Origin of the sequence: Haloarcula sp. Atlit-120R, from assembly GCF_003665885.1 — an archaeon.
Classification (GTDB): Archaea; Halobacteriota; Halobacteria; order Halobacteriales; family Haloarculaceae; genus Haloarcula; species Haloarcula taiwanensis.
Genome location: NZ_QPLN01000002.1, coordinates 774,568 through 787,232 on the forward strand (window position 1 = coordinate 774,568; position 12,665 = coordinate 787,232).

Genomic DNA, 12,665 nt, shown 5'->3' on the forward strand with positions numbered 1-12,665 from the left:
ACCGAAACAACGCGGCTGGGGATTTTTGCCACAGCCGTACCTTGAGTCCGTATGGCAGTCGCCCGACACGAGACCGGTCCGCTCGCGACCGTGAGTGCCCTGGCCTCGCAGGTGCACCCGGTGTTTATGCTGCCACCGCTTGCGACCTCGCTGTTCGGGGGGTTGCTTTCCGGTGGGTTCTGGCCCCCAGTGGCCGCACTTCACGCGAGTGCGATGTTCTTCGCCGTCTACACGGCCCACGTCAAGGACGGCTACGTCGATTTCCACGTCCGCGGCGAGGACGACGACCACCCTCTCACTGGCTCGGGGTGTCGCATGGCGCTGGTCGGCGCTGGCGTCGGCTTTGCGCTCTGCACGGCAGCTATCTGGCTGTTGGTCGGTCCCGGCGCGGCGCTGCTGACGCTACCGACATGGGTTATCGGCTACACCCACGCGCCACAACTGGATATGAACCCTATCGGTGCGACGATGGGCTACCCGACGGGTATCGCGCTGTCACTGTTGGGCGGCTACTACGCACAAGTGACGACGCTGACGCCGCGTGCTGTCGGTCTCGCCGCCGTGTTTCTGCTGTTGCTGACCGGCATCAAGATAATCGACGACGAGCAGGACTACGACTACGACCGGTCGATACAGAAACGCACCGTCGCCGTCGTACTTGGCCATCAAGACGCCCGGCGACTCGCGCTCGGTCTGTTCGGAGCGGGCCTTCTCGGAATCGTTGGGCTGTCTGTGGCATTGCCCGGGGTCCCGCCGAGTGCTGCGGCGGCTGCGGTCGTCTTCGGGACGGTCGCGGCTATCGCCCAGCGGGGCGACCCTGAAACTGCGACGATGCTGCTGATCCGCGGCTCGTATCTTCTGCTGGCCGTCCTCGTTACCGCTGTTTGGTTCCGGCCGCTGTCGTGAATGTGGCTGTGCTGCCGGCTTCGCGTCTGCTGGCTCTCGAAACTGCCGCTGTGCGAACCGCTCCGTGCCAGTCAGCCCGAGATGTGTGTGAGGACATGGGTCGCCGAGACGGCGAGCGAGATGGTCACCATCGAGGCTGCCATGACACCGGCGACGACCGGTGAGAGGTCTCCAGTGAGGCCACCGACTGCGAGCAGTACGGCGGCAATGATCGTACAGACCAGCAGTGCCAGATGGACGAACAGCCACGGCCCGACACGTCGCAGTGACTCGAGCAGTGTCTCGACTCCCGACGGCTGTGCCGGCCGAACCCGCTCGCCGGGCCGGTAGTACTCCGCGGCAGTCCCGTAGCCCGTGCTTCCACCGCGGGTCTGGGTTGGCCGCTGTGTCGCTTTCGCCGTTGTCTCGCCTGCCGTCTCTGCGTCGGCTCGCTGGTCGACGTACTGCTGTGCGATGTCACTGACACCGCCCGTGGCTGTACCTCCGTCCGCGACGCTGTCGACGTGCCTGTTGACGTATGCGTCGTGGCCGAGCCGGTCGTATCGCGCTCGCTCGGCCTCGTCTGTGAGCACGTCTTTCGCCTGCGTGAGGCGCTTAAACCGGTCTCTAGCGGCAGGGTCGTCACTCACGTCCGGGTGATGCGTTTTCGTCTGCTCCCGGTAGGCGCGGACTATCGTCTCTTCGGTGGCATCTGGGTCTACCCCCAGAATACCGTAGAACGTCGCTTCCATACACACCCCTGTGTAGTTATCGAGTTGGACTATACGTATAATAAGGTATTCACTCCCTCACGACACGATATTGCCGAGCTGTCGCTGAGTCGCCGGACTGAAACTGCGTGGCCACCACCGTCTCAGTATGGACGAAGACACCGAAGACTGGGCAGCGCAGTTGGAGGCCAACCGGGCCGAGAAAGACCGCTTCTTCGCAGAGCATCGCCAATCACCGATTCCGCCCGAGGAACGCGACGAGTTCGACGGACTCAGTTACTTCGACCCGGACCCCGACTATCGGGTCGAAGCGACCGTTACCGTTCACGAGACACCGGAGTCGGTCGATCTGGAGACGAGCGACGACCGGACGGTGCGCTATCTCCACGTCGCAACACTGTCGTTCGACCTCGACGGCAAGTCCCGCGAACTCCACGCGTTCCGGCAGGCCGCCGACGAGTCACGGACGCTCTTTGTCCCGTTCCGGGACAAGACCACCGGCCAGCAGAGCTACGACGGCGGTCGATACATGGAACTGGAACCCGACCGCGACCTGAGCGACGGCGACGAGATTACGCTGGATTTCAACCTCGCCTACTCGCCGTTCTGTGCCTACAGCGACACGTTCTCCTGCCCGTTGCCGCCGGAGTCGAACTGGCTCGATGCCGCAGTGACGGCCGGCGAGCGGATCGACTGAACGCGGGTCGCGACACCGATACCAAACGAATTGTTTACACATCGCCACGACCAAGGTAGCGTATGGCAACGGCGACCCGCGACCGTCCGGTTCTACAGGCCTTCCAGTACGGGTTTACGCTTTTTTCGGCGCTCTCGCTGGGTGTGATAGGACTCGGGTTCGGCTCGATCCTGCTTCTCAGCATCGCTTTTTTCCTCTCACTCGGTGCCGGAGTACAGATAACGCAAGTACAGACGCTGGTCCTCGGACTGATAACAGTTCAGGGAATCGGATGTCCAGTCATCGCGTACACGTACATCAAACTCAGACCGGTAATCAGAGCGAAAGTCCGCGAGGTGTTCTCCTATGCACCGGACACCGGCGCATTCAGTATTGGCATTGCTGTACCGAGTCTCCGTGAGGCCGGCATCGTCGTGCTGGGCTACGTCAGCGCGATGGGCGGACTCGTGGTGGTTGCCACCATTATCACGACACTCGTCTCGCTGTTCGGGATCGAAACGGCAACCAATCAGGCGGCTGAGATTGGCATGGAAAACCCTGATGTCCTCCTCCTGTTGATTCCTGCCTCCTTCCTCCTCATCGGCCCGGGCGAGGAACTGCTGTTCCGCGGTGTCGTTCAGGGCCGCATTCGGGACTACTTCGGCCCAATCTCGGGCGTCACTATCGCGAGCGTCATCTTCGCCGGCATTCACTACCCCGCCCTTAGTGGCGGGTCGGTCACGGGGAAACTCGTCGGGGTGGGTGCCCTTCTCGTTCCGTCGCTCATCCTCGGCGCCACCTACGAGTACACGGACAACATCGTCGTCCCGTCACTCATCCACGGCGCGTACAACGCGACGCTGTTTACTGGCCTGTACGTCTTCGTGAAATTCAGCGGGGACCTCTCGTCCGCTCCGGCCGTGCTCGGTATCAGCGGCTTCTGACCGGCCTATCCCACCAGGTCCGCAATCTGGCAGGTCCGTACCTGACTTGAATGATTTCCTGCCCTGTATTCGCAAGGGATACCAGCGGCGACCTGTCTCTCACCGCCCGGCGATAGCACATCTTCGTCTCACCCCTATTGCCGAAAATCGGCGAATCCGACGGCCTGCTCTCCGTCTACAACACTGAGCAGCAAGGGCTGGATGCCGACGCTGCATACCAGCGGTGGAGTAGCAACTGGTCCATCGATGCGAAAATCGAACTCAACGGTAGGCTATTCGAGACAGCCTGTTTCGTTGCCCGTCCACCGGTCAACTACGTTCAGAGAGGACGAACAGGCCTTCGTCGAACTGCTTACCCGCTGGCCCAGATACGAACTGAGCCGATGCGACGGGCAGAGCCAGTGGCCGCCACAATCCTGCTCACATCGAGTGTTGCGTAGCCGGCTCGCAGAACGATTTCCGACGCTCTCGGGACACACCTCCGTCTCCAATTAACAGTAGCATGTCGCCCGGAACACTAACGTCCGGCATCATCCTCGGCGGTGTGCCACGTCAGCCGGCAAACCCTCGTGCCGGGCGGGTCGTCCACAGACGACCAAGTGCGCGAGCGGCGTCAGCCGCGAGCGCGGGTGATTACGGCGTAATCACCGAACGCCCAGACGGTGCAACCGTCTGGCGGGTCGCCGGATACGGCGACCAGATGCGGTGTGAACCGCGGTCATGTCGCGTGCCCGGGTTCTCCGGGTCGTCATTGTCCCGGTGACGGGTCTCAGCCGGGGATTAAAGGCACGCAGATGCATTTCGCCGGTGGGACACCTAAGGGTGACGTTCAGACGGCGTAGTCGTCCTCGCGCAACTGGACGTACTTGCCGTTACGGTAGGAGAACTTCCCCCATTTGTAAGCCAGAACCATCTTGATGCCGTTGAAGCCGCCACGGAGCGCTGCGTCGGCCTTGATGCCGCGGGCGTCCATCAGGTCGTTGGCGGTGGTAAAGGCCCGGTCCCAGTCGCCGGGCCGCCAGTCCCGCACCATGTCCGCGAAGGTGACGTTCCGGAGGATTTCGTCGCCGATGGCGTCGTGCCAGGCGTCGTTGTAGCGTTCGAGGCGGTCGTTCGCGGCGAGGCGGCCGGCGATCTTCCCAGTGCGAACAGCGACGTGGTCGCCGCCCTCGTGGAACGCTGACGTAGTCCCCATTGCCCCACCGGCCACGGCAATGCCGGCACCAACTGGGGACTCTATCGGGCGGGTCGAGGAGATAGGGTACGTCTCTGTGCCCTTCGATTTTCCCCGGTCCTCGACAAGCGGGAAGTCGTCGAGGTCGTACGCCTGAAACTCCCGTTCGAGCAGCCGTTCGATGTACTGCCGTCCCTGCGGGATGCTGTCGTCGCTCGCTTTGAGCAGGTCCCACTCGCTGCGGTCGTACGCGTCGATATTCAGCCCGATAGGCATCGTCAGACCGATGCGGGCGACCGGGGCGTCGTTTGGGAAAATCCACGGATACGCTGTGTGGCCGGGCATGATGCCCCACCAGAACTCGATGAACTCCGGTGTGAACAGTTCCTCCGGCATCCGGCGGTGCTCTTGATAGGCGATGTGATTGACCTTGTTCGACGGCATGATGTCGGCCATCGTCTGCCCGTCTGGGAGAAACTGATCGAGCGTCCCGCCGGTGACGGTTCGCTGGGGGCCATCCGCGAGTATCACGTACTCCGCAGCGATGTCCTCGCCGTTGGCCAATCGAACGGTGTGTCGCGGCGAACTCCGCAGGTCGGTCTCGACGCCGGTGACGCTGACACCGACGCGGTAGTCCGCGCCCGCTTCCGTCGCCCGTCTGCGGAGCCAGTCGTCGAACCGCGCTCGGTGAAACGTGATGCCAAAGCTGTCGGCGCTAGAACTAATCCCGGTCTCCGTGAGCGTCATCTCCGTCGAGGGACCATAGAACTTCGCCCCGTCGAGTTCGCTCAACACCACGTCCTCGGGGAACTCGGACCGGGGAATACCCATGATGTCGAACCAGTAATCGAGCAATCCGGCGGCATCTGTCGAGTCCGGTCCCGCCCCCTCGCGGTCGGCTCTGGGGACCCCCTTTTCGAGGAGGACGGCGTCGGCCCCGTGGTCGGCTGCGGCCTCGGCCGCCGACGAGCCGGCCGGGCCACCACCCACAATGGCGACGTCTACGTGTTCCATACCCGCTACGGTGTCCCGCGCCCGCTAAAACCTATTGTCTTGCATCGAAACTACGGTGTGACGCGCTCACCGGACTGAACTGGAACGCCCTGCGCGCTACGGTCCGGACACTGCGCCGCCGAGTGATACGTCGTGTCGCTCCAGCCGCTTGACGACCCGCTGGTACGCGTCGCTCTCAGCGAGCGCTGTGGCCCGGACAGCGTCGGCAACTGTTGCTCGGCGGTCGGCGAGGCCCAGGAGCTCGCGGCGTTTCGCCTCGTACTCACACCGGGTACGAACGGTCGAAAGAACCGACAGCAGAGTGTCCCGGTCAGCGGGCTTTCTGAGATACGAATCCACGGGGATATCCAGAATATCCACGTCAGGCTTGACGCTACTGATCATGACGACCGCAGGGGTAACTGTCCGCTGTTGGAGTTTTTCCGCGACCGTTGCGCCGCTCAGGTCCGGCATCTGGCGGTCCAGCAATACCGCATCGGTTGTGTCGTCGATGCACTGTAACCCTGTACGGCCGTCTTCCGCTTCTATAACCTCGTATTCGTCCGGAAGCCAGAGCTTGTAGAGCTGTCTGTAGTCCTCGTCGTCATCGACCACCACAATGCTCGTCGGTCTCCTCATCTCTTGGAACTCATACGCTGGTCATCCTACAAATATGCTAAGATATCGGTGTACTATTACTACAAATTTTACTAATTCAGGCTGGTAATTCTCCTACTCTCTAGATGTAGAAATACCAACACCAGCCTTGGCGTGCGACCAGCGGTCTGCCGGCACCGTTTTGAGGCCCCCGCGTGGAACAGCCGGTATGGCTCCGCACGCCACAGGAGGGGTTCAATGGCCGATATCGTCGTGATGAGATACGACGTTCACGGGATGCCGGTCGACCAGTACGCGACTGCGCTCCGGGACCGACTGCCCGAGTGGGACATCACCGTCGCGGAGACACCAGACGCCGAGCGCGACCTGATTGCGGAGGCGACAGTCCTGACCGGTAATGATGTTTCGCCGAAACTGGTCGATGCGGCCGACGCCCTGGAACTGTTTGCAGGGACGTACGCTGGATACGACCACCTTCCGCTGTCGGAGTTGGCAGACCGCGACATCGCCCTGACGACGGCCTCCGGGGTCCACGGCCCGAACGTCGCCGAGAACGTCGTCGGCTCGTGGCTCGCCTTCGCCCGCGGTTTCTTCACCGCCCGCCGCCACCAGCGCGAGGGCGTCTGGCAGTCGTTCCACACCGACGACTTCGCTGGCAGCCGCGTCTGCGTTGTCGGCCTCGGCGAAATCGGGCAGGCCATCGTCGACCGCTTGCAAGGGTTCGACGTGGAGACCGTCGGCGTCCGCTACTCGCCGGAGAAGGGCGGCCCCACCGACGAGGTGTACGGCTTCGACGAGATTCACGAGGCCGTCGCCGATACGGAGTACGTCGGACTCGCCTGCCCGCTGACCGACGAGACACACCACCTCGTCGACGAAGCGGTGTTCGACACGATGCCCCCCGAAGCGGTGCTCACCAACGTCGCCCGTGGCCCCGTTGTCGATACCGACGCGTTGGTCAGTGCGCTACAGCGCAACCACATCGGCGGCGCGGCACTGGACGTGACCGACCCCGAACCGCTGCCCGGCGACCACCCGCTGTGGGACTTCGAGAACGTCCTCATCACGCCACACAACGCCGGCCACACGCCGAGCTACTACGATCGACTGGCCGATATTGTGGCCGAAAACGTCAGGCAGGCCGAGCGAACCGGCGAGTGGGACGGGCTCAGAAACCAGATCGAACTGTAGTCACTGCCGGCTGGCGAGATGGCCAGCGCGGGCTTCGTACACCAGATACGAGACGACGGTCACACCAAACACGCCGCCGAGTAGGTGCGAGACTGTAACGCTCCCGAGGCTAGTTCTCCCGACGGTACCCTGCAGCAGTTCGACTACGGCCACTACCGCCGCGAGCCCAATGTACCGCCAGCGGGCCGCGACCGGAAGCGTCTCGCTATCACCTGCCAGCGCGAGATACAGGTGTGTGCCAGCCAGAACGGCGAAGTACGTAGCTGCGACGAGCACGACCGAGGCAACAGGGCCGAGTGGAACCGCCCGGAACAGGAGCGCCCAGACGAGGACGACAGCGCTCACCACCCCGATCTGAAGCTTCGTATCGCGGGAGACCATATGCCAGAAGTCGAGTCTGGCCGTGAAAAAATATCGGATCGCCTAGCAGTTCTCGTGCGACTCGGAAGAACGGCGCTCGGCGAGCGTGACCGTTACAGATAGCCGCGCTTGTTCAGCAGTTCGCCGTTCAGCACGCTCGCACCGGCGGCACCGCGCATCGTGTTGTGCGCGAGGCAGTTGAACTGGACGCCGTCCGTCGTCTCGCGGAACCCGCCGACTGCGACGCCCATGCCGTCCTCGACGTTGCGGTCGAGGCGTGGCTGTGGGCGGTCGGGTTCCTCGAACACCGTGATGAGTTTCTCCGGCGAAGACGGCAGGTCGATGCCGGTAACCGACTCCATCGCGGCCTCGGCGTCGGCCGCAGAGATGTCCTCGGCGGTGTCGGCCCAGACGTTTTCGAGGTGGCCGTCGAGCGTCGGGATGCGGTTACAGGAGGCGGCCACGTCCATCTCGTTGAGGTGGACCTCCGCGCCGTCAAACGAGCCAAGCAGTTTGCGCGATTCGGTCTCCATCTTCTGCTCTTCGCCGCCGATGTGCGGGATGGCGTTGTCGATGATCTCCATCGATGTGACGCCAGAGTAGCCCGCACCGGAGACGGCCTGGAGCGTCGAGACGCGCACGTCGGTCAGGTCGAACTCGCGGTCCAGCGCGGCCAGGGGCGGGACCATCGTGATCGTCGAGCAGTTCGGGTTCTTCAGGAGCGCGCCGTCCCAGCCGCGCTCGTCACGCTGGACTTCCAGGAGGTCGACGTGGTCGGCGTTGACCTCGGGAATGATGAGCGGCACGTCCTCGTCCATCCGGCCGTTGGAGGAGTTCGACGAGACTGTGTAGCCGGCCTCACAGAACTCCGGTTCGACTTCCGCGCCGACGCTCGACGGGAGTGAGGAGAAGATGAGATCGACGTCGTCAGGCACCGAATCCGGGTCGGTGGCGCGGACTTCTAACCCGGCCACGTCTTCGGGAATCGGGGAGTTGACGCGCCACTTTGCGGCGTCCTTGTATGTCTCGCCAGCGCTTGCGTCGCTGGCGGTCAGTGCTGCGATCTCGAACTCGGGGTGGGGGTCAAGCAGTTGGATAAGTCGCTGCCCGACCGCGCCAGTCGCACCGAGCACACCTACGCGTACAGTCATCGGTTGACACACGGCTACGGGTGGTCAAAACAGTTTGGATACGGGGCCATGCCGCTGCCTTCGTCGGGTTACTCGCGCTCGGTGTCTTCGAACACCCATTCGATAACACGGGCCTCCACGAGATCCCGCTCCTCGACGTATGGGTCGTCGCGGTTCGCCAGCGTCTCCGCGGCCTCAGCGCGCATTTCGGCTTCGATTTCCGTATGGTCCGGTTCGTCTCGGATGTCATTCAGCAGTGCCTCGAAATCCTCACGGAGATCGAAGGAAGCTCGGGCGGCGTTACACCGCGACAGCGGGCTCATTCCGGTCTCTAACACGAGGTCCCGCACCGTCTCCCAGTCGGAGCCACAGAAGTAGATGGACACCTCGCCGACGATGTCCTGCCAGGCGATTGGGTCTGCGTGCTTGAGCAGCGGGACCGCCCGCGGCGGCAGATCGAGACGGGTCTCAGTGTCGGGATTCCCGCACAGACAGCATGCCTTCTCGGTCTTCCCCGTGTACATATGAGACAGTTGTGTCGGACGTATTTGGACCCATCGCAGTTGGGCGGTCGCTGGCCGGCTACACCGGAATGAATTCGGGGTCCACGTCGTTCAGGCGGTCGGTGTTCGAGACGAACTGGTAGAAGTCGCTGTAGAGATCCGTACACTTCCCGTCGGCGTCGTAACGGAGTGTGTGCCAGTCGGCGACGACGGCGCAGTAGCGCTTGGCCCGCGTGAGCGCGACGTTCAGCCGCCGGGGGCCGTCGACCGGCCGCCCGAGGAACCCAACGGTTCCGTCGGCGTTGCTCCGGACGAGCGAGAGGACGATGGCTGTCCGTTCGCCGCCCTGAAACGAGTCAATGGTGTCGACAGTCACTCCGTCTCCGGCGTCGGTTCGCTCTGCGAGCATCTCCCGGATGCGTGACACCTGCGCGCTGTACGGCGTGATGACACCGATTTCCTCGGCAGGTACGTCTGCCAGCAGGTCCTGAACGAGATGCGCGACGAGGCGGGCTTCGGTGGGATTCGCCTTGGAGTGCCCGGCGGTTTCGACCCGACCGCCGACGTTGTACCCTTCAAGCGCCGGCCTGTCTGGGAGCGGGTCGACGGCGCGCCCGTTCCGTAGCGTCCGGTCGTAGAACCGACGGTTCGGGAAGTACGCGATGTCGCGGTGCATTCGATACTGGGTCTGTAGCTGGAGGCCGACACCCTCGTAGACGCCGCCGTCAGCGTAGAGATGCTCGAACAGCGAGTGACCGTAGCTCGACGCCGGCGGTTCGTCGCTGGCGCTGTAGGGCGGGAGCTGTCGGTGGTCGCCTGCGAGGACGGCGCGGTCGGCCCGGACCAGCGGGATACACGACGCTGCGCAGGTTGACTGCGTTGCTTCGTCGAGGACTACCAGGTCGAACTCCCTGGCGAGCGTCGCGGCGCTGTTGTTCGTTACCGCCACTACGTCAGCCCGCCCGGGTACGTCGCTGTAGGCGCGCCCCACAACATCGTTTGCTGACTGGCTCGCGTTCACGCGGTCGAGGGTGTAGTCGCCGTCGCCGTGCTGGCCATAGGCGTGCAGCGACTGCGGGTCGGCCCCGTCACCCGTCGACGACCCTGCCACGAGGTTGTCGACGGCCTGATTCGAGTCCGCACACACCAGCACATCCTCACCGGCCTGTGCGGCCCGCCGGACGATTTCGACGAGCGTCCGCGTCTTCCCTGTCCCCGGTGGGCCGTGGATACAGAACAGGTCGTCGGCCAGCAGCGCGTGCTCGACAGCCAGTTGCTGCTCCTGGTTCAGTTCCCCGTCGAACTGGTCGCTCCGGGCGGCAGCCCCGTTCGAGAAGGTTATCGGCCGGTCGCCGGCGAGTACGGCCCGAAATCGGTGGTCGGTCAGCAACTCAATCGCCGCACGTTCGCGGTCGAACGGAACGGGATTGAGCAGCGCCGTGAGCCCGTAGGTGGCATCACTGTCAGTGAGTGCGCTTTCGAGTGTTGTCGCCCCGTCGACCTCGCCCCAGTCCACCGCGAGCCAGACCGAACGCCCGCGGATGCGCTCGACTGTCGCCGGGACAGGGAACGGGTCGTCGCCGCGTCCGCGCTCCCTCTCGGCGTGAATCAGCACCTCGTTTCCCTCGTGAATGCCGAACACGGATTCGACGACAAACGCCCAGTCACCGTCCCACTCGGCGGCGATGTCAGCGGGTGGGTCGACGCGAAACCGATACGCTCCGTCATCTCGGCCGCGCGCGTGCAGGTCGGGGACTGCATCACCACCGGCCCCGTACACCTCGGCAGGTGAGCGCCGTTCGGCGCGCTCTCGGTTTTGCTGGCGAGTCGCCGCACGTTCGCGCTCGACGTGAGACCGCAAGCCGTCGATCAGTTCTGCCGACGGGATCGGATTTCGGGGCGGTTCGCTGTCGTCTATCGGTGCGTCGTAGGAGGGTGGGTACGTTTTCGGGACGTAGTCGGAGTGCCAGAACCGGAGACGGTCGGCCAGCCCCGTGGCTCCGAACCCGTCCGCATCGACGAAGTCCCGCTCGCCGTCGCGCTCGAAGACGAAAATCTGTCCGTGTAACGAGTGGTCAGTGAAGGCGACGTACTCTCCCGTCGGTCGCGCCGAGTCTGGTTCGTGTAATGGGATACAGACCCAGTCTTCCGCGGGATGGGCGAGCTCGTCGTGGTGGGCCGCAAACTCGGCAACGGGCCGCGCGGGGACGACATCGCCGCTGTCGTCGAGAGCAGCGTCGGTAACGGCACACAACGACGCGTCGTCGAGGGCAAACGACCCGATGACGTGGTCGAACAGGAGGGACATCTATCGCCGATTGTGCGCCGCTGTGGTAAAACAGTACGGCCCACCTCGACAGCGCGTCACACCGGACAGGAACGTTTTAATCGCCGGACCGGCCACACTGCGGTATGGATACCGCCGAGCGACTCGATCTGGTGACGCGACACACCACAGAAGTCGTCACCGAGGACGAACTGCGGACGCTGTTCGAGGAGAGCGACCCGTCGGCGTACATCGGCTACGCGCCGACCGGCGAGATGCACATCGGTCACTTCACGACGATGCGAAAGCTCGCGGATTTCCTGCGGGCCGGCGTCGACGTGACGGTCCTCATCGCGGACCTGCACGCCCACCTCGACGACAACAAATCGCCCTTTGACCTGCTGGATGCCCGCTCGGCCTACTACGAAACGGCCATCGAGGGGATGATTGAAGCGGCCGGCGCAGACCCCGAGGACGTGGAGTTCGTCCGCGGGACTGACTTCCAGCTTGACGAGGAGTACACGCTGGAGATGTACCGGATGGCCGCCGAAACGACGATCTCCCGCACGCAGCGTGCGGCCAGCGAGGTCGTTCGCGAGTCCGAGAGCCCGAACCTCGGCGGGCTCATCTATCCGCTGATGCAGACGCTTGACGTGAAGGCGCTGGACGCCGACATCGCCTACGGCGGCGTCGATCAGCGTGGCATCTACATGCTCTCGCGTGAGATTCTGCCGGACCACGGCGGCGAGTCGCCGATCTGCCTGTTCGCGCCGCTCCTGTCCGGTCTCTCGGGCGGCAAGATGAGCGCATCCGACGAGGCGTCGAAGGTCAACCTCACCGACAGCCCCGACGAGGTTGACGAGAAAATCGGGCAGGCGTACTGCCCGGCCGGCGAGGTCGAGGAAAACGGCGTGCTGGAGTACCTCGAACACCTCGTGTTCCCGGTGCTGGACGTCCGCGACGAGTCTTTCGTCGTCGAGCGCCCCGAGGAGTACGGCGGCGACCTCACCTACGAGAGCTACGACGAGGTCGAATCGGACTTCGTCAGCGGCGAACTCCACCCCGCCGACCTGAAGCCGTCCGCCGCGGGCGCTATCTCGGACGTTATCGACCCGGTCCGGGAGCGCCTGGCCGACGAGGAGGACCTCCTCGCCGAGGCCTACCCCGAGAAGTACGGCGCGGAGTAACGCCGCG

The 12,665-nt window shown here is 63.9% G+C and carries 12 protein-coding genes; 5 read left to right on the forward strand and 7 right to left on the reverse strand.

Translation table 11 applies throughout. The annotated features are described in order from the left end of the window. The first annotated feature begins 51 nt into the window (after positions 1–51). Positions 52–906: a UbiA family prenyltransferase gene (locus tag DVK01_RS11275; protein WP_101349719.1), complete on the forward strand. Its 855-nt coding sequence runs from the start codon at positions 52–54 to the stop codon at positions 904–906. 71 nt (positions 907–977) lie between these two features. On the opposite strand, the gene DVK01_RS11280 is transcribed toward DVK01_RS11275, so the two are convergent. Continuing rightward, positions 978–1,637, reverse strand: coding sequence for a DnaJ domain-containing protein (locus DVK01_RS11280; protein WP_101349720.1), 660 nt, complete (start codon positions 1,635–1,637; stop codon positions 978–980). 127 nt (positions 1,638–1,764) lie between these two features. Here DVK01_RS11280 and DVK01_RS11285 point away from each other — a divergent pair, with 127 nt between their 5' ends. Then, the gene (locus tag DVK01_RS11285; RefSeq protein ID WP_101349721.1) at positions 1,765–2,313 is read left to right on the forward strand and encodes a DUF1684 domain-containing protein; all 549 of its coding nucleotides are present in this window, start codon (positions 1,765–1,767) and stop codon (positions 2,311–2,313) included. A 62-nt stretch (positions 2,314–2,375) separates the two neighbouring features. Next, the gene (locus DVK01_RS11290) at positions 2,376–3,236 is read left to right on the forward strand and encodes a CPBP family intramembrane glutamic endopeptidase (RefSeq protein ID WP_101349722.1); all 861 of its coding nucleotides are present in this window, start codon (positions 2,376–2,378) and stop codon (positions 3,234–3,236) included. An 829-nt stretch (positions 3,237–4,065) separates the two neighbouring features. Here the strand turns inward: DVK01_RS11290 and DVK01_RS11295 are convergent. Then, on the reverse strand, positions 4,066–5,424 hold the full coding sequence (locus DVK01_RS11295; protein ID WP_101349723.1) for an NAD(P)/FAD-dependent oxidoreductase: 1,359 nt from the start codon (positions 5,422–5,424) through the stop codon (positions 4,066–4,068). Between the two features lie 96 nt (positions 5,425–5,520). Continuing rightward, complete coding sequence (locus DVK01_RS11300) at positions 5,521–6,042, reverse strand: response regulator transcription factor (protein WP_101349724.1); 522 nt, start codon at positions 6,040–6,042, stop codon at positions 5,521–5,523. A gap of 216 nt (positions 6,043–6,258) precedes the next feature. On the opposite strand from DVK01_RS11300, the gene DVK01_RS11305 reads away from it, so the two are divergent. Beyond that, positions 6,259–7,212 (forward strand): D-2-hydroxyacid dehydrogenase, encoded by a 954-nt coding sequence (locus DVK01_RS11305; RefSeq protein ID WP_101349725.1) that lies wholly within the window; start codon positions 6,259–6,261, stop codon positions 7,210–7,212. Here the strand turns inward: DVK01_RS11305 and DVK01_RS11310 are convergent, their stop codons facing one another. The 4 genes from DVK01_RS11310 to DVK01_RS11325 form a co-directional block, all read right to left on the reverse strand. Further along, positions 7,213–7,593 carry a hypothetical protein gene (locus DVK01_RS11310; RefSeq protein WP_101349726.1) on the reverse strand — a complete coding sequence of 127 codons (381 nt, stop codon included), beginning with the start codon at positions 7,591–7,593 and terminating at the stop codon, positions 7,213–7,215. 92 nt (positions 7,594–7,685) lie between these two features. After that, positions 7,686–8,723 (reverse strand): aspartate-semialdehyde dehydrogenase, encoded by a 1,038-nt coding sequence (gene asd / locus DVK01_RS11315; RefSeq protein ID WP_121536715.1) that lies wholly within the window; start codon positions 8,721–8,723, stop codon positions 7,686–7,688. 68 nt (positions 8,724–8,791) lie between these two features. Continuing rightward, a complete protein-coding gene (locus DVK01_RS11320) occupies positions 8,792–9,226 on the reverse strand; it encodes a hypothetical protein (protein WP_053968407.1) in 435 nt (144 codons plus the stop codon). A gap of 58 nt (positions 9,227–9,284) precedes the next feature. After that, the gene (locus tag DVK01_RS11325) at positions 9,285–11,513 is read right to left on the reverse strand and encodes an AAA domain-containing protein (protein ID WP_121536717.1); all 2,229 of its coding nucleotides are present in this window, start codon (positions 11,511–11,513) and stop codon (positions 9,285–9,287) included. Positions 11,514–11,617: 104 nt separating this feature from the next. Here DVK01_RS11325 and DVK01_RS11330 point away from each other — a divergent pair, with 104 nt between their 5' ends. Further along, positions 11,618–12,658, forward strand: a complete 1,041-nt coding sequence (locus DVK01_RS11330) for a tyrosine--tRNA ligase (protein WP_101349729.1) — start codon at positions 11,618–11,620, stop codon at positions 12,656–12,658. Positions 12,659–12,665: the final 7 nt, after the last annotated feature.

Coding starts and splice junctions, on each gene's coding strand:
- DVK01_RS11275 (WP_101349719.1), top strand. CDS start 52: ATGGCAGTCGCCCGACACGAGACCGGTCCGCTCGCGACCGTGAGTGCC.
- DVK01_RS11280 (WP_101349720.1), bottom strand. CDS start 1,637: ATGGAAGCGACGTTCTACGGTATTCTGGGGGTAGACCCAGATGCCACC.
- DVK01_RS11285 (WP_101349721.1), top strand. CDS start 1,765: ATGGACGAAGACACCGAAGACTGGGCAGCGCAGTTGGAGGCCAACCGG.
- DVK01_RS11290 (WP_101349722.1), top strand. CDS start 2,376: ATGGCAACGGCGACCCGCGACCGTCCGGTTCTACAGGCCTTCCAGTAC.
- DVK01_RS11295 (WP_101349723.1), bottom strand. CDS start 5,424: ATGGAACACGTAGACGTCGCCATTGTGGGTGGTGGCCCGGCCGGCTCG.
- DVK01_RS11300 (WP_101349724.1), bottom strand. CDS start 6,042: ATGAGGAGACCGACGAGCATTGTGGTGGTCGATGACGACGAGGACTAC.
- DVK01_RS11305 (WP_101349725.1), top strand. CDS start 6,259: ATGGCCGATATCGTCGTGATGAGATACGACGTTCACGGGATGCCGGTC.
- DVK01_RS11310 (WP_101349726.1), bottom strand. CDS start 7,593: ATGGTCTCCCGCGATACGAAGCTTCAGATCGGGGTGGTGAGCGCTGTC.
- asd (WP_121536715.1), bottom strand. CDS start 8,723: ATGACTGTACGCGTAGGTGTGCTCGGTGCGACTGGCGCGGTCGGGCAG.
- DVK01_RS11320 (WP_053968407.1), bottom strand. CDS start 9,226: ATGTACACGGGGAAGACCGAGAAGGCATGCTGTCTGTGCGGGAATCCC.
- DVK01_RS11325 (WP_121536717.1), bottom strand. CDS start 11,513: ATGTCCCTCCTGTTCGACCACGTCATCGGGTCGTTTGCCCTCGACGAC.
- DVK01_RS11330 (WP_101349729.1), top strand. CDS start 11,618: ATGGATACCGCCGAGCGACTCGATCTGGTGACGCGACACACCACAGAA.